This window comes from Streptomyces sp. N50, from assembly GCF_033335955.1.
In the GTDB taxonomy this organism is placed as follows: domain Bacteria; phylum Actinomycetota; class Actinomycetes; order Streptomycetales; family Streptomycetaceae; genus Streptomyces.
In genome coordinates this window covers 6,838,405-6,852,964 of sequence record NZ_CP137549.1, presented here as the reverse complement: position 1 = coordinate 6,852,964, position 14,560 = coordinate 6,838,405, and the positions used below count along the sequence as shown (strand labels likewise).

Genomic DNA, 14,560 nt, shown 5'->3' with positions numbered 1-14,560 from the left:
AGATCTATTCCCCTGCCTGGTCGGACGGCTGTTCGGTGTCCGGACGGATGTCGATGCGCCACCCCGTGAGGCGGGCCGCGAGCCGGGCATTCTGCCCTTCCTTGCCGATCGCCAGGGACAGCTGGTAGTCCGGCACCGTCACGCGCGCGGAGCGGGCCGCGAGGTCCACCACTTCGACCTTGGAGACCCGCGCCGGGGAGAGCGCGTTGGCGACCATCTCGGCCGGGTCGTCCGACCAGTCGACGATGTCGATCTTCTCGCCGCTCAGCTCGCCCATGACCGCGCGCACCCGGCCGCCCATGGGGCCGATGCAGGCACCCTTGGCGTTCAGGCCGCTGCGGGTGGAGCGGACGGCGATCTTCGTACGGTGGCCGGCCTCGCGCGCGATGGCGGCGATCTCCACCGACCCGTCGGCGATCTCCGGCACCTCCATGGCGAACAGCTTCTTCACCAGATTGGGATGCGTACGGGACAGCGTCACGGACGGACCGCGCACACCCTTCGCCACCCGGACGACGTACGACCGAAGGCGCATGCCGTGCGGGTACGTCTCGCCGGGGACCTGCTCCTGCACCGGCAGGATGGCCTCCAGCTTGCCGATGTCGACGAGCACGTTCTTCGGGTCGCGGCCCTGCTGGACGACTCCGGTGACGATGTCGCCCTCGCGGCCCGCGTACTCGCCGAGCGTCGCGTCGTCCTGCGCGTCCCGCAGGCGCTGCAGGATGACCTGCTTGGCGGTGGTGGCGGCGATCCGCCCGAAGTCGGACGGGGTGTCGTCGAACTCGCGCGCCTCCTGCCCCTCCTCCAGGTCCTCGGGGTCCTCCTTCGCCCACACGGTCACATGACCGGTCTCCCGGTCGAGCTTCACGCGCGCGTGGCGGCGGCTTCCCTCGGTGCGGTGGTAGGCGATGAGGAGCGCCGACTCGATCGCCTCGACCAGCAGGTCGAAGGAGATCTCCTTCTCCCGCACCAAGCCCCGCAGGGCACTCATGTCGATGTCCACGGCTACGCCTCCTCTGCGTTCTCTTCGTTGTCTTCGATGTCGACGTTGTCTTCGATGTCGTCGTTCTTGCTCTTGCGGTTGAACTCGACCTGGACGCGGGCCTTGACGACGTCCGCGAAGGCGAGCCGCTTGGCGGTGGGCTTGCGCCCCTTCACGCCGGGCACTTCCACGTCGATGCCGTCGTCGTCCACCTTGAGGATCCGGGCGACCAGCTCACCGCTCTCGGCCAGCTGGAACTTCACCAGCCGGTCGGTGGCGCGGACGTAGTGACGGTGTTCGGTGAGCTCGCGCTCGGCACCGGGGGTCCCGACCTCCAGGGTGTACTCGCCCGCACCCATCGCGTCGGTCTCGTCGAGCTTCGCCGAGAGCGCGCGGCTCACATCGGCGATCTGGTCCAGATCTGCGCCCGTATCCGAATCGACGACCACGCGCAGCACCCGCTTGCGTCCGACGGAGTCCACCGCGACCTCTTCGAGATCGAGTCCCTGGGAGCCGACGAGCGGTTCCAGCAGTTCTCGCAGCCTCTCGCTCTGGGTCGTGCTCATCCGGGTGACTCCTCGGCCGCGTGTGCTGTTGTGGGTAGGGCGCGTGTCTGGTCAAAGGGTATCCGGTCCCGGGGTGTGTTGCCGTCCACGGGTACCTCCGGCGGTGGGGCGGGGCGCCTTTGAACTCGGGTGGTTGACGTGGTCGGGCGAGTGCGGGTCGGTGGGGGCTTGTCGCGCCCACGCGGCGGAGCCGCAAATCGATTCAGCCCCGCGCCCCTTAGGTGGGTCTACGAGCCGGTGACATGAGTCGGGGGTATGCGCGGGTACCGTGATCACGGGCCGCGTCGCCCTTCTCGCCTTTTCGTTCGTACGAGCCCCCCGAGGACGATCTGCCGTGCCGTTCCCCCCGCCTCCGCGCACCCTTCTGGGACCGCGTAGAAGGAGCCTGCTCGTCTCGGCCGCCGGTGCCGCTCTCCTGGTGGGCTGTTCCACCGGCGACGACTCCGGGACCACGGGCGGCAGCGCGTCCGCCGCCGAACACGCACGCGCGCGTGCGGCCGCCGACAGCGAGACCCTTCTCCGGCACTACGACGCGGTCCTCGCCGCGCACCCGACGCTGGCGGAGCGCCTGGACCCGCTGCGGGCGGAGGTCGTACGGCACGCGACGGCCTTCGGCGGCACCAGCTCGACACCGTCCGCTACGGCCACTGCCTCACCGTCGGCTTCGGCTTCAGCCGTACCCGCGACCCCGAGCGATGCCCTCGCCGACCTGGCCGCCGCCGAGCGGGCCCTCGCCGACCGGCGGGCCAAGGCACTGCTCGATCTGCCCGGAGAACTGGCCCGGCTGCTGGCCTCGGTGGCCGCCGCGGGGGCCGCGCACGCGTATCTGCTGACGGAGGGTGCCAAGTGAGCAGCGAGGAGAAGGCCGCGGAACTGACCGCGCTGCAGGCCGCGTTGGCCGCCGAGCACGCGGCGGTGTACGGCTACGGCGTCGTCGGCGGGCGTATCCGCGAGGGCCGGCGGATCGAGGCCAAGGCGGCCTACGACGCCCATCGCGCCCGGCGTGACGCGCTGGTCCGCGAGGTGCGGGACCTCGGCGGCACACCCGTGGCCGCGTCCGCCGCGTACGCGCTGCCGTTCGCGGTACCGGACTCGGCGGCGGCCGTAGAGCTGGCCGCGGAGCTGGAGGACCGGGTGGCCGGGGTCTACTCCGACCTCGTGCGGGCGTCCACGGGCGGGGTGCGCGGTACGGCCGCGGAGGCGCTGCGGGAAGCGGCGGTCCGCGCGGTGCGCTGGCGCGGCGGGAGCGTACCCTTCCCTGGTCTCGCCGAGCGGGCCGCGACCCCCACGGCCCCGGCGACACCCACGGCGTGATCCGCACCGGGACGCAAGACCGCAGGACCGTAGGAAGGGAACAACTCGCGCATGGCTTTCGAACCGCCGCGGCGTCTGGTGAGGGCGCTCGGGGAGACGGCACCGAGCGGTGACGACTGGTTGGAGAAGCTGCCCGAGGTGGCTCAACAGGCCGTTGATCTACGCGAGTTGACTGTGGAGCGGGTGCAGGTTCCCGGCGGGCGCAGCAGTCTGGTTGTGCTGGTACGGCGGGCTGATGGGACTCCGGCCGTGCTGAAGCTGGCCCCGCGTCGGGCCCGCCCGGAGAGTGAGCGGGCCGCGCTGGCTCGGTGGGGTGGGCTGGGCGCCGTGCAGCTTGTCGAGCCGTTCGCCGCCGAGGGTGTGCTCGTGCTGGAGCGGTTGCATCCCGATGTGTCGGTGCGGTCGTTGCCCGAGGCCAAGGCGTTGTTGGAGGCCGCGGGGACGTTGCGGCGGTTGTGGGTGGAGCCGCCTGCTGATCATGCGTTTGAGACGGTGGCCGAGCGGACGGGGCGGCAGGCGCGGGTGATGCGGGACAGCGGTGGCGGTGGGGCTGAGGTTGCCTCGTTGGTGTCGGCCGCGTTGGAGGCTCGGGAGGCGTTGGTGGCTGCGCCGCCTGAGGTTCGGTTGCTGCATGGGACGTTTCGGCAGAGCAAGGTGCTTGCGGCTGAGCGGGTGCCGTGGCTTGCGGTGGGGCCGGATCCTGTTGTGGGTGAGTGTGCGTTTGATCTGGCTCGGTTGGTTCGGGATCGGGTTGAGGATTTGATTGCTACGCCCTCGGGTGCCTCTACAACTCGGCGGCGGGTCAAGCGACTTGCCGAGTCTTTGGATGTGGATCAGGAGCGGTTGCGGGGGTGGACGTTGTTCCGGGCGGTGGAGTCTGGGGTGCGGGCACTGCGGGTGGGGCGGCCTCGGGATGCTGAGTTGTTGCTGGAATTTGCTGGGTGGCTATAGGTCGTGTTTTGTCTGCGGGCCCGTGGGGGCTGGGCGCGCCCGCGCGGCGGAGCCGCAAATCGACACAGCCCCGCGCCCCTAAAAACGGGCGCCTCAAATAGCCCGGTTTCATTAGGCCGCCCGGACTCCGTCCTTCCATACCTCCGTGATGTTGCCTGGCAGCGCCTGTAGGTCGTAGGCGTCGCCCTCCACCAGGACCAAGTCCGCTCTGTTGCCCGGTTCTACGGTGCCCAGGTCGTCGTAGCCCAGCAGGCGGGCCGCCGACGACGTCGTCGCCGCCAGCACCTCTCCCGGAGTCATTCCGCACGCCTCCATCAGGGGCAGCTCGTCGAGGTTGGTGCCGTGCGGGCCGATTCCGCTGTCCGTTCCCATGGCTATGCGGACGCCTGCCTCTGCGGCTCGGCGTACTGAGGTGGCGTGGACCTCTGTGACCTCCTTCGCCTTGCGGAGCATGGCTTCGGGGATCTCGATGCCGGACTCGGCCGCTCGGATCACCGATACCGGGGCGATCAAGGTGGGGACCAGCCAGGTGTCGTGGCGCAGCATGAGGTCTATTGCCTCGTCGTCCAGGTGGATGCCGTGTTCTATGGAGCGGATTCCGGCTCGGACGGCGTTTTTGATGCCCTCGGCGCCCTGGGCGTGGGCCATGACGTAGCGGCCCTGGGCGGTTGCCTCGGTCACCAGGATGTCCAGTTCCTCCGGGGTGAACTGGCTGTGGCGGGGGTCGTCGCGCGGTGAGAGGACTCCGCCGGTGGTGCACACCTTGAGGACCTCGGCGCCGGCGCGGAGCAGGGTGCGGGCGGTGCGGCGCATCTCGTCGGGGCCGTCGGCGAGCGCGGGTGGGCGGCCCGGGTGCGGTACGGCGAGGCCGGCGCACTGGCCCGAGGGCATCCAAGGGTCGCCGTGGCCGCCGGTCTGGGTGATCAGGCCGATCGAGATCTGGACCCGGGGGCCCGTCAACAGGCCGTCCTCCACTGCCTGTTTGATGCCCAGATCGGCGCCCGCCGCGTCACGGACCGTGGTGATGCCCGCTTCGAGGGTGCGGCGCAGGTTCACCGCCGCCTCGTAGAACTGGTACGAGAACGGCTTCTGCAACGCCCCCAGCAGACCTATGCCGTTGAGCGTGAGGTGGACGTGGCAGTCGAACAGGCCCGGGAGCAACGTGCGGCCTGTGCAGTCGACTTGGGTGTCGCCGTCCAGGCCTGTTCCGACGTCGACTATGCGGGCGCCGGACACGACCACGTCTGCGGGGGCCGGGTCCGTGCCGGTGCCGTCGAAGAGGAGGCCGCCCGTGAAGACCGTACGGAGTGGGGAGTTGTTCATGCCGTCATCGCAACCTGCTTGTCGGGGTCGGGAGTTGGCTTGCGGGACAGGAGGCGTTCCGCGGGGGTCGCGAGGGTCAGGACGATCAGGTTCGCGGCCAGGCCTATCAGGCCCACGTTGACGTTGCCCGCCAGGTCCTTGTTCCAGAACGTCAGCCAGATGACGGCCAGTTCGCCCACGAACAGGCCCGCCAGGATCGGGACCTTGCCCACCGGGCGGCGCGTCAGGAAGCCGAGGGCGATGGCGGGGGCGAGTTGGACCGTGCCGCTGTAGGTGAGGAGCAGGAGGTTGGCCAGCAAGTCCGGGCGGAAGATCGCCAGCAACAGTGACAGGCCGCACGCTGCCACCACCGTGCCGTGGTTGATCCAGAACTGGGTGCGTTCGCCCTGCACTCGGGCGATGTTGCGGGCCACCAGGGAGGAGATGCCGATCAGGATGCCCGCCGCCGGGACCATCGCTGTCGCGATCGCCGCGATCACCACCAGGCCCGTCGCCCACGCGGGCAGGACCTGCTTGCTCAGGGTCAGGAGGATGCCGTTCGCCGAACTGCCGGGCTTCAGGACGAGGATGGCGGCGAAGCCGACGATGATCGGCATCAGGAGGCAGAGTTCGTAGAGGGGCATCCAGGTGTAGTTGCGGCGCAGGACCTTGGGGTCGCGGGCGGACATCACGGCGGGCCACGCGTGCGGGAGGCACATCAGGCCCACGCCGATCGCGCTGACCAACATGCTTGTGGTGAACCAGACTTGGTCGGCGGGGCCCGCGTGGATCATCAGCATCTCGGGGTGCAGTTTGTCGATGCGGTGGAACATCGCGCTGACCCCGCCCGCGAAGTGGGAGGGGATGGCGACGAGCAGCACGCCCAGGACCACGAGCATGATGACGTCCTTGAAGTACGACGTCATCGCTACGCCGTGCAGGCCCGCCCAGAGGACGAAGGCCACGACCAGCACGCTGCCGATGATCATGCTGAGGGTGCCGGAGGACGAGTTGCCGGTGACCAGCTGGACGATCAACCCCAGCCCGGTGATCTGGAGTTGGAGGTACGGGAGGACGAAGACGACGCCCAGGACGGCCGCGACCGTGCCGAGCAGTTTGCTGTCGTAGCGGTCCTCCAGGTAGTCGCCCTGGGTGAGGTAGCCGCGCTCCTTGCCCAGCGACCAGAGGCGCTTGGCGAGGAAGAACAGGACCATGTAGCCGATGGGGACGTACGGGAGGGCGTAGAGGGCCGCCACCCCGCCGCTGAACGCCAGGCCCGCCATGCCGAGGAAGGTGAAGGTGGTGAACACCTCGCCGGCCTGGAGGAACCACATGCTCACCGCGCCGAAGTTCCGTCCGCCCACGGCCCATTCGGACAGGTCGGCTGCGGGCTTGCGGCGACCGGCGAAGCCGAGGACACCGATCAGCACGATGCCGGTGAACGTCATGATGAGGATGGTCGTCACTGGTCGGTCCCCTCGGCGGCGGCGATGGTGGTTGTCCCGGTCGACTCCGCTGCCTCGCGGGCCATTTGACGTTCCGTCAGCAGCAGTGCGGGGGTGCACAGTACGCACCACGCCGCGCCCCACACGAGCATCCGGGGCAGGCCGAACCACAGCCCGTCGGTGTTCACGAACGGCAGGAACGGCATGAGGACCAGGGCCAGCGCGGGCACGGCGGGGATCAGGTGGTAGGGGCGCACTACGCGGTCTCCTTCGCGGGGCGGTCGAGTCGGCGGACGGCGAGTTCGGCCAGCAGCGCTGCTCCGTCGGCGAGCACGCTGTCGTCGAAGGCGGCGAGCGGGGAGTGGTTGCCGGGCGCGGTCTCCGGGTCGCCGGTGGTGTCGGCGCCCAGGAACACGAAGGCGCCCGGCACCCGGTCCAGGACCCGGGAGAAGTCCTCCGAGCCGGTGATCGGGTCGGCCAGCGGCGCGAAGCGCTCCTCGCCGAAGGCCTCGCGGACGGTGTGGGCGAGGAAGTCGTGCTCGGCGAGGTGGTTGACCGTGACCGGGTACTCGGGGACGAACTCGACCTCGGCGGTGAGCCCGTGGGCCGCCGCGATGTCCTCGCAGAGGCGTACGGCGACCTCGGCGACGCGTTCGGCGGCGGCCGGGGTGAAGGTGCGCACGGTCGCCTCGAAGACGGCGTCGTCCGGGATGACGTTGCGCCGGGTGCCCGCGTGGAAGGTGCCGACGGTGACCACGACCGGGTCGAAGACGTCGAAGCGCCGGGTCACCATGGTCTGCAGCGCGGTGACCATCTCGCAGGCCACGGGTATCGGGTCCAGCGCGGCATGCGGCCTCGATCCGTGCCCGCCCGCTCCTACGACGCGCACGTGCAGGCCCGCCGAGGCCGCCATCAGCGTGCCGGGGCGGGAGCTGAAGACGCCGGTGGGGTACGACGACGAGCTGACGTGCAGCCCGTAGGCGGCGTCGGCCGGGCGGCCCGCCGCCGTCAGGACACCCTCCTCGACCATGTGCCCGGCGCCGTCCCAGCCCTCCTCCCCCGGCTGGAACATGAACACCACGTCCCCGGCGAGGAGTTCGCGCCGGTCGGCGAGCAGCCGGGCGGCGCCGACGAGTCCGGCGGTGTGCAGGTCGTGGCCGCAGGCGTGCATGGCGCCGTCGACGCGGGAGGTGAACTCCGCGCCGGTGCGCTCGGTGACCGGGAGGCCGTCCATGTCTCCGCGGAGCAGTACGACGGGGCCGGCGGGCTCGATTCCTCCACCCGGCTCCGCTCCTCCACCCGGCTCGGTTTTTCCGCCGCGCAGGACCGCCGTCACGGAGGACAGTGACGTGCCGGTGCTGATCTCCAGCGGCAGTCCGTCCAGGGCGGCCAGCACCTTCTCCTGCGTGCGCGGCAGGTGCAGGCCGATCTCCGGTTCCTGGTGCAACGCCCGGCGCAGGGCGGCCAGTTCGCCCTGGAGCTCGTGTGCGTCGTCTCTCAGCGTCATCCCGTTCCCCTCGTAGGTCACTCCCGCAACTCCAGGACGCTGCCCAGCCGGACGGGTGCTCGCGCATCCGGTGCCGTACGGACCGTGCTTCTGGTCGGTAATGATGAGAGGGCGGTGCATCAGCGCATGGAATTTTGGAGAGATCCGCCGTACGACGGCCATCTATCCGAGGGATCCGCCATGCTCTCCGAGTCCGATCTCGCCCTGGTCAACGCGTTGCAGCTCCGGCCGCGTGCGCCTTGGTCGTTGATCGGCAGAGCGCTGGGGGTCGGGCCGGTGACGGTGGCCCGGCACTGGGAGCGGTTGGTCGAGCGGCGGGAGGCGTGGCTGACCGCCTATCCGGGGGCGGCGGTCGGGGAACGGCTGGCGTTCGCGTTCGTGCAGGTGGACTGTGCGCCGGGTGAGGCGATGCGGGTGGCGCGGACGGTGGCCGGTGACGCGGAGTTGACCGCCGTCGACTACGTGGCGGGGCCCTGTGATCTGGTGCTGCATCTGGTGGCGGCGAGTCTGGAGGGGGTGTCTCGGTATGTCGTCGACCGGGTCTCGAGGCTGCGAGGGGTTGTGGGGACTCGGACGTTGGTCGCGCCTCGGATGTACGCGGAGGGGAGTCGGTGGCAGGTTCGGGCGATCTCGCGTGAGCAGCGGGGGGTGTTGATGGGGGCGGAGTCGTCGCCTTCGCCTTCGCCGGGGATGGCGCCTCGGTTCGGGGAGTTGGACCGGGCGCTGTTGCTTGCGCTGGGGGAGAACGCACGGGCCACGCATGCGGAGTTGGCTTCGCGGCTGGGGGTGGGCGCGAGTACCGTTCGGCGGCATTTGGGGGCTGCTCTTGCGGGTGGGGTGATTCGGTTGCGGTGTGAGGTTGCTCGGTCGCTTTCGCCTGCGCCGGTGACGATGTTGCTGTGGTTGCGGGTGCCGCCGGATCAACTGGAGCGGGCTGCGCGGACGTTGGGGCGGTTTCCTGAGGTGCGGATGTGCGCGGCGGTCAGTGGGGCGGCGAATTTGCTGGTCGGGGTGTGGTTGCGGGGTGCGGGGGATGCGGTGGGGTTGGAGAGCGAGATGGTGGCGAAGTTGTCCCGGTTGGAGATCGTGGATCGGGCGGTGACGTTGCGGCCGGTGAAGTTGGGTGGGTGTTTGTTGGATGAGCGGGGGCGGATTGAGGGGCGGGTGGCTATGGATTTCTGGGGTGGTTGAGTTCGGGGAGGGTGCGGATGGTTTTCGGGGTGCGGGCGCGTTGGGGCTGGTCGCGCAGTTCCCCGCGCCCCTAAAAGGGGCGCTCCAATCGCCGGTATTTCAAGTCACCGTTAGTTTCAAGGCTAGGACCGGGCAGTCTGAGGCTGCTCTGCGGGCGCGTTTCGCTACGCGGGGTGGGATCGGGGCTCCGTCCACCAAGGGGTAGCCCCATTCGTCCAGGGTGATGTGGTCCGGAAGTAGCTCCGCGCACAGGCCATGTCCCTGGCAGGCTGTCCAGTCGATGTCGAGCTGTTGCTGGGCCATGGTCAGTGGGCCTCATTCGGGATGGGCAGCAGAGGTGTCGGGTCGCTCGCGGTGCACAAACCCCCTGCGTGGGCGTCCAGTTCGGCCGCGAAGGTGGTCAGCGCGCTGCGGACCAGGCGGACCGTGCCGTCGGGGTGGTGGCAGGCGCCTCGGCCCTCCACCAGGCCGGACCAACGGGCCACGTCCTGGCGGGTGTTGGACTGGGGGCCGGGGGTGGCCAGGGTCTGGAAGGCGGCGGCTATGCGCGGGAGGCCGTTGAGGCAGGGGCCGCACTGGCCGGCCGATTGCAGGGCCAAGTAGCGGAGGACTCGGGCGGTTTCGGTTACGCCGCAGCGGTTTGCCGGGAGTGCGGCCAGCACGCCTGCTCCCAAGTTGCTTGCGTCCAGGGGGCGTTGGGCCGCATCGGTAGCCGGGATCCAGGTGCCGTGGTAGCCGCCGACGAGCACCGCGGACATGCCGTCCAGGGGCAGGAGTCGGTTCAGGGGGAGGCCGAACGGGGCTTCCACCACCCGGACTTCACGGCCCGGGGCGTGCAGGGTGCACAGGGTGCTGCCCGGCTGGGTGGGGGTGCCGGCGCTGCGGAACCAGTCGGCTCCGTAGCGGGCTACCAGGGCGAGGTGAGCCAGGGTTTCCACGTTCTGGATGAGGGTGGGGGCGCGGTTCACCCCGCGTTCGCGGACCGGCGGGTGCTGGTGGCGGGGCAACGGGGTGTTCCCCGAGACGTATTGCGCCAGCGCCGACGCCTGGCCGGACAGGAAGCGTTTGGGCAGGCGGACCACCTGTACGGGGAGCGGGTCGTTGCGCTGGGCCAGGGCCGATTCCAGGTAGGACGCACCGTCTTCCACCGCCAGGTGCGCCTCGCCCGCGCCCACCGCCCTCGCCGCCAACTGCAGCCCGTCCAGGACCAGATGGGGAGAGAGGCGAAGGAGTGTCTTGTCCTTGCGGCTGGCCGGTTCGCCCTCCGCGCCGTTCGCCACGACCACGGGGGCGCGGCCCGTGCGGCGGCTCGCGTCGGTCACCGCGACGAGTTTGCGGTACGTCGGGAACGCGGCGCCTCCGCGGCCGGTCAAGCCGGATTCGGCGACCGTTCTCAGCAGGCCGTCGGGATCTCCGTACGACAGTGGGCCGTAGCGGAGTTCGTGGGTGGAGAGGTCGGCCGCGGAGCCGCCGCCGGGGGCGAGGAGGCGGGGGGACATGTAGACGTCGGTGAAGGTCGTGGTCGTGGTCATGAGCGGGCTCCTTCCGCTGTGCGGAGCAGGGCGGCGGGGGTGCGGCGGGACTCGCGGGCGGAGTGGGCCAGGCGGATACCGAAGGCGGCTACCACCGCGGCCACGCAGGAGACCGTCAGCCAGGTCATCCAGTCGGTGCCGGTGTCCGTGCCGATGCCGATGCCGTGGATCAGGGCGACCGGCCAGGAGGCGTACGCGAGCCAGTGGAGGGCCCGCCAGGTGCGGTGGCCGATGCGTTCGCGGAGGAGGCTGGTGACCAGGACCGCGAGCATCAGGTCGAAGGCGACCGTGCCGAGGCCGAGCCAGAGGGGTTCGTAGTCGGAGACGAAGGGGACGACCGCGTCGACGACGGTGATGTTCACGTAGCCGTCGATCACCGCCATCGCGATGTGCAGGGCCAGGAAGGCGGTCGCGGAGAGGGAGAGGGTGCGGTGCAGGTTCACCGTGCCGAAGCGGGGCAGGCCGGGGAGCCGGGTGCGCAGGCGGACCGCGATGCCGAGCAGGACCACGACCGTGAACAGGACGAGGCAGACGGCTCCGGTGGCGCGGTTGGCGTACCAGAGGATCTCGGAGCTCATGCGGCGGCCGCCGTGGATGTGGGCCAGCCCGGGGTCGTGACGACCATGCCGTCCTGGGCGACCAGGCGGGCGGGGAGGCCCAGGCGGGTCAACCAGCGTTCCGCGCCTGCCCCCTTGACCAGGGACGCCGTGCTCGCCGCGTTGGCGTCAGCGCTCGTCGCGGCGGCGACCGAGACCGTGCGCCAGGGGCTGCGGACCGGGAGGCCGGTGCGCGGGTCGACGATGTGGTGCAGCTCGTAGCCGCCCCGGCGCCAGCGGCGGGCCGCCGTGCCCGAGGTGGCCAGGCCGCCGGAGCGCAGGCCGATCGTGGCGTACGTACCGTGCGCGGGCGTCTCGTCGACGGAACCGGTGACGTCCTGGACGCGGATGTTCCAGCCGCCGGCCGGGGGCTCCCCCGCGACGGCCGTGTCGCCGCCGAGGCTCACCAGGACTCCGCAGCCCGCCACTTGGGCGAGCATGGCCGCGGCCTTGTCGGCGGCCCAGGCCTTCGCCGTGGCACCGAGGTCGAGACGGACGCCGGCCGGGACGGCGACCGTGCCCGTCGCGGGGTCCAGGTCGATCGTGCGCCAGCCCGGGGCGCGCTTCACGGTGAGCCGGATCGGGCGGTCGTCCTCCTGGACGAGGGTGAAGTCGCGGTCGTAGCCGATGGCGTTCATGGCCGAGCCGACCGTCGGGTCGACCGCGCCGTCCGTCGCCTCGGCGGCGCGCAGCGCGACCGCCAGCGCCTCCGCGAGCAGCGGGCTGACGGTGACCGGGCGGCCCGACGCGGCGTCCAGCGCGGCCAGTTCGGAGTCGGTCCGGAACCTGCTGCACGCCGCGTCGACCTCGGCGAGGTGCCGGGCGAGGAGCAGGTTGCAGGAGTCCAGCAGGGCCGGGTCGGTGACAACCAGCCGGACGCTGGTCCCGAGGGCACGCCAGTCGGCGGCGGCGGTCGTACGGAGAGCCGTCGTGGTCATCACGACGCTCCCGACGTGGAGTCGGTGGAGCCGCCGGAGGACGACGTCACGCCGGACGAGGACGAGGACGTAGACGTAGAAGATGAGGAGGATGAGGACGACGTAGAGGTCGAACTGTCCGACGTGGACGAGGTGTTGGAGGAGGCCGACGGCGACGGCGACGATGAACTCGTCGTGCCGGTGCTGCTCGCCGCCGTGTCCGCTTCCGCGTCCGACTGCATCGTGCCGACCAGGGCGAACACCCCGGCCGCCGCGGCCAGCGTGATCGCCGCCGTGGCGGCCGCGATGCGCCGCTTTCCTCTGCGGACCGCCGTAGCGGCCCCACGCTCCTTGACTGTCATGACCGTTCCCCTCCGCAGTGACGCTCTGTCACGTCCTACGGTCGGGGACCAGCCTGAGAGAAGTCTGTGAGGCGGCCATACGCCTGCGCAGAACTCTCTGAGAGGTTGATTTACGCGGTGAGGCGGGCGATCGCCTCGTCGACCGTCAGTTCCTCGCGCTCGCCGGTCCTGCGGTCCTTCAGTTCCAGGACGCCCTCGGCGGAACGGCGGCCCGCGACCAGGATCTTCGGTACGCCGATCAGCTCCGAGTCGGTGAACTTCACGCCCGGGGAGACCCCGGCGCGGTCGTCGACCAGGACGCGCAGGCCGGCCGCGCGCAGCTTCTCCGATACGTCCAGGGCGAGTTCGGTCTGGAGGGCCTTGCCCGCGGCCACGACGTGCACGTCGGCCGGGGCGACCTCGGCGGGCCAGCACAGGCCCTTGTCGTCAGCGGTCTGCTCGGCGAGGGCGGCGACCGCGCGGGAGACGCCGATGCCGTAGGAGCCCATGGTCACGCGGACCGGCTTGCCGTGCTGGCCGAGGACGTCGAGCTTGAGGGCGTCGGCGTACTTGCGGCCGAGCTGGAAGATGTGGCCGATCTCGATCGCGCGGTCCAGCTTGAGGCCGATGCCGCACTTGGGGCACGGGTCGCCTTCGTTGACGACCACGACATCGACGTACGCGTCGACCTCGAAGTCACGGCCCGCGACGACGTTCTTCGCGTGTGTGCCCTCCTTGTTGGCGCCCGTGATCCAGCTCGTGCCGGGGGCCACGCGGGGGTCGGCGATGTACGTGACCTTCTCGCCCAGGCCCTGCGGACCGACGTAGCCGCGCACGAGGTCGGGACGGCCGGTGAAGTCCTCCGCCGTCACCAACTCCACTGCGGCGGGGGCGAAATGGGCCTCGACCTTGCCGAGGTCGACCTCGCGGTCGCCGGGGACGCCTACGGCCACGATCTCGCCGTCGACCTTCACGAGGAGGTTCTTCAGCGTGGCGGAGGCCTCTACGCCGAGGTGGGCGGCGAGGGTCTCGATGGTGGGGGTGTCGGGGGTGGGGATCTCTTCGAGCGCGGGCACGCCGGTGGCGTCGACCGGCTTCAACTCGTATGCGATCGCTTCGGTGTTGGCGGCGAAGTCACAGTTCGGGCAGTCCGCGAAGGTGTCCTCGCCGGCCTCGGCGGGGGCGAGGAACTCCTCCGACTTGGAGCCGCCCATCGCGCCCGCGGTCGCGGCGCAGATGCGGTAGTCGAGGCCCAGGCGCGCGAACACCTTCTGGTACGCGTCGCGGTGCAGGGCGTAGGACTTGGCGAGGCCCTCGTCCTCCGTGTCGAAGGAGTACGAGTCCTTCATCAGGAACTCGCGGCCGCGGAGGATGCCGGCGCGGGGGCGGGCCTCGTCGCGGTACTTGTTCTGGATCTGGTAGAGGATGACCGGCAGATCCTTGTAGGAGGACGCCTGGTCCTTCACGATCAGCGTGAAGATCTCCTCGTGGGTGGGGCCGAGGAGGTAGTCGCCGCCCTTGCGGTCCTGGAGGCGGAACAGCTCGGGGCCGTACTCCTCCCATCGGCCGGTCGCCTCGTACGGCTCGCGGGGCAGGATCGCGGGGAGCAGCACCTCCTGGGCGCCGATCGCGTCCATCTCCTCACGCACGATCCGCTCGACGTTCGAGAGGACCTTCTTGCCCAGGGGCAGCCAGGACCAGATGCCGGCGGCGGTACGGCGGACGTAGCCCGCGCGGACGAGCAGCTTGTGACTCAGGACCTCGGCGTCCGCCGGGTCGTCGCGCAGCGTCTTCGCCATCAACTGGGACATGCGCTGGACCGGTGCGTTCGCCATGGTTCCTGTACTCCTGCCGGGAAAGGGTGATGGCTAGGAGGTTAGCCGGGCGTGCTGTGCCGGTGGAAATCGGTTAGCGGT

16 protein-coding genes are annotated in these 14,560 nt (G+C 70.5%); 5 read left to right on the top strand and 11 right to left on the bottom strand.

Annotation, left to right across the window (positions count from 1 at the left end; genetic code table 11):
• Positions 1-4: 4 nt before the first annotated feature.
• Complete coding sequence (gene nusA / locus R2B38_RS31030; protein WP_033284955.1) at positions 5-1,003, bottom strand: transcription termination factor NusA; 999 nt, start codon at positions 1,001-1,003, stop codon at positions 5-7.
• Between the two features lie 2 nt (positions 1,004-1,005).
• Positions 1,006-1,548, bottom strand: coding sequence for a ribosome maturation factor RimP (gene rimP / locus R2B38_RS31025; protein ID WP_318019168.1), 543 nt, complete (start codon positions 1,546-1,548; stop codon positions 1,006-1,008).
• Positions 1,549-1,882: 334 nt separating this feature from the next.
• On the opposite strand from rimP, the gene R2B38_RS31020 reads away from it, so the two are divergent.
• From R2B38_RS31020 to R2B38_RS31010, 3 genes are read left to right on the top strand one after another with little or no spacing between them, the layout of a single operon-like run.
• On the top strand, positions 1,883-2,398 hold the full coding sequence (locus tag R2B38_RS31020) for a hypothetical protein (protein WP_318019167.1): 516 nt from the start codon (positions 1,883-1,885) through the stop codon (positions 2,396-2,398).
• The gene (locus R2B38_RS31015) at positions 2,395-2,862 is read left to right on the top strand and encodes a ferritin-like domain-containing protein (protein ID WP_318019166.1); all 468 of its coding nucleotides are present in this window, start codon (positions 2,395-2,397) and stop codon (positions 2,860-2,862) included. Before R2B38_RS31020 ends, R2B38_RS31015 begins: the two co-directional genes overlap by 4 nt.
• A gap of 51 nt (positions 2,863-2,913) precedes the next feature.
• On the top strand, positions 2,914-3,813 hold the full coding sequence (locus R2B38_RS31010) for an aminoglycoside phosphotransferase family protein (protein ID WP_318019165.1): 900 nt from the start codon (positions 2,914-2,916) through the stop codon (positions 3,811-3,813).
• Between the two features lie 111 nt (positions 3,814-3,924).
• Here the strand turns inward: R2B38_RS31010 and R2B38_RS31005 are convergent, their stop codons facing one another.
• Genes R2B38_RS31005 through R2B38_RS30990 form a run of 4 tightly spaced genes read right to left on the bottom strand, consistent with a single transcriptional unit; the run spans position 3,925 to position 8,067 of the window.
• Positions 3,925-5,136 (bottom strand): amidohydrolase family protein, encoded by a 1,212-nt coding sequence (locus tag R2B38_RS31005; RefSeq protein WP_318019164.1) that lies wholly within the window; start codon positions 5,134-5,136, stop codon positions 3,925-3,927.
• The gene (locus R2B38_RS31000; RefSeq protein ID WP_318019163.1) at positions 5,133-6,581 is read right to left on the bottom strand and encodes a sodium:solute symporter family protein; all 1,449 of its coding nucleotides are present in this window, start codon (positions 6,579-6,581) and stop codon (positions 5,133-5,135) included. The genes R2B38_RS31005 and R2B38_RS31000 overlap by 4 nt, the downstream gene beginning before the upstream one ends.
• Positions 6,578-6,817, bottom strand: coding sequence for a hypothetical protein (locus R2B38_RS30995; RefSeq protein ID WP_318019162.1), 240 nt, complete (start codon positions 6,815-6,817; stop codon positions 6,578-6,580). The genes R2B38_RS31000 and R2B38_RS30995 overlap by 4 nt, the downstream gene beginning before the upstream one ends.
• Positions 6,817-8,067: a M20 family metallopeptidase gene (locus R2B38_RS30990; protein ID WP_318019161.1), complete on the bottom strand. Its 1,251-nt coding sequence runs from the start codon at positions 8,065-8,067 to the stop codon at positions 6,817-6,819. Before R2B38_RS30990 ends, R2B38_RS30995 begins: the two co-directional genes overlap by 1 nt.
• A 180-nt stretch (positions 8,068-8,247) precedes the next feature.
• Here R2B38_RS30990 and R2B38_RS30985 point away from each other — a divergent pair, with 180 nt between their 5' ends.
• Positions 8,248-9,258 carry an Lrp/AsnC family transcriptional regulator gene (locus R2B38_RS30985; protein ID WP_318019160.1) on the top strand — a complete coding sequence of 337 codons (1,011 nt, stop codon included), beginning with the start codon at positions 8,248-8,250 and terminating at the stop codon, positions 9,256-9,258.
• Between the two features lie 99 nt (positions 9,259-9,357).
• On the opposite strand, the gene R2B38_RS30980 is transcribed toward R2B38_RS30985, so the two are convergent.
• From R2B38_RS30980 to R2B38_RS30965, 4 genes are read right to left on the bottom strand one after another with little or no spacing between them, the layout of a single operon-like run.
• Positions 9,358-9,561 (bottom strand): ferredoxin, encoded by a 204-nt coding sequence (locus R2B38_RS30980; protein ID WP_318019159.1) that lies wholly within the window; start codon positions 9,559-9,561, stop codon positions 9,358-9,360.
• A gap of 2 nt (positions 9,562-9,563) precedes the next feature.
• Positions 9,564-10,790: an NADH-ubiquinone oxidoreductase-F iron-sulfur binding region domain-containing protein gene (locus R2B38_RS30975; protein ID WP_318019158.1), complete on the bottom strand. Its 1,227-nt coding sequence runs from the start codon at positions 10,788-10,790 to the stop codon at positions 9,564-9,566.
• On the bottom strand, positions 10,787-11,368 hold the full coding sequence (locus R2B38_RS30970; protein ID WP_033284944.1) for a ferric reductase-like transmembrane domain-containing protein: 582 nt from the start codon (positions 11,366-11,368) through the stop codon (positions 10,787-10,789). The genes R2B38_RS30975 and R2B38_RS30970 overlap by 4 nt, the downstream gene beginning before the upstream one ends.
• Positions 11,365-12,324, bottom strand: a complete 960-nt coding sequence (locus R2B38_RS30965; protein WP_318019157.1) for an FAD:protein FMN transferase — start codon at positions 12,322-12,324, stop codon at positions 11,365-11,367. The genes R2B38_RS30970 and R2B38_RS30965 overlap by 4 nt, the downstream gene beginning before the upstream one ends.
• Positions 12,325-12,339: 15 nt before the next feature.
• Here R2B38_RS30965 and R2B38_RS30960 point away from each other — a divergent pair, with 15 nt between their 5' ends.
• Positions 12,340-12,735, top strand: a complete 396-nt coding sequence (locus R2B38_RS30960) for a hypothetical protein (RefSeq protein ID WP_318019156.1) — start codon at positions 12,340-12,342, stop codon at positions 12,733-12,735.
• Between the two features lie 40 nt (positions 12,736-12,775).
• Here the strand turns inward: R2B38_RS30960 and R2B38_RS30955 are convergent, their stop codons facing one another.
• Positions 12,776-14,479, bottom strand: coding sequence for a proline--tRNA ligase (locus R2B38_RS30955; RefSeq protein WP_318019155.1), 1,704 nt, complete (start codon positions 14,477-14,479; stop codon positions 12,776-12,778).
• Positions 14,480-14,560 lie beyond the last annotated feature (81 nt).

Excerpts from the sequence above, each read along its gene's own strand:
- rimP (WP_318019168.1), bottom strand. The coding sequence starts at position 1,548 with ATGAGCACGACCCAGAGCGAGAGGCTGCGAGAACTGCTGGAACCGCTC.
- R2B38_RS31010 (WP_318019165.1), top strand. The coding sequence starts at position 2,914 with ATGGCTTTCGAACCGCCGCGGCGTCTGGTGAGGGCGCTCGGGGAGACG.
- R2B38_RS31005 (WP_318019164.1), bottom strand. The coding sequence starts at position 5,136 with ATGAACAACTCCCCACTCCGTACGGTCTTCACGGGCGGCCTCCTCTTC.
- R2B38_RS30990 (WP_318019161.1), bottom strand. The coding sequence starts at position 8,067 with ATGACGCTGAGAGACGACGCACACGAGCTCCAGGGCGAACTGGCCGCC.
- R2B38_RS30985 (WP_318019160.1), top strand. The coding sequence starts at position 8,248 with ATGCTCTCCGAGTCCGATCTCGCCCTGGTCAACGCGTTGCAGCTCCGG.
- R2B38_RS30980 (WP_318019159.1), bottom strand. The coding sequence starts at position 9,561 with ATGGCCCAGCAACAGCTCGACATCGACTGGACAGCCTGCCAGGGACAT.
- R2B38_RS30975 (WP_318019158.1), bottom strand. The coding sequence starts at position 10,790 with ATGACCACGACCACGACCTTCACCGACGTCTACATGTCCCCCCGCCTC.
- R2B38_RS30970 (WP_033284944.1), bottom strand. The coding sequence starts at position 11,368 with ATGAGCTCCGAGATCCTCTGGTACGCCAACCGCGCCACCGGAGCCGTC.
- R2B38_RS30965 (WP_318019157.1), bottom strand. The coding sequence starts at position 12,324 with ATGACCACGACGGCTCTCCGTACGACCGCCGCCGCCGACTGGCGTGCC.
- R2B38_RS30955 (WP_318019155.1), bottom strand. The coding sequence starts at position 14,479 with ATGGCGAACGCACCGGTCCAGCGCATGTCCCAGTTGATGGCGAAGACG.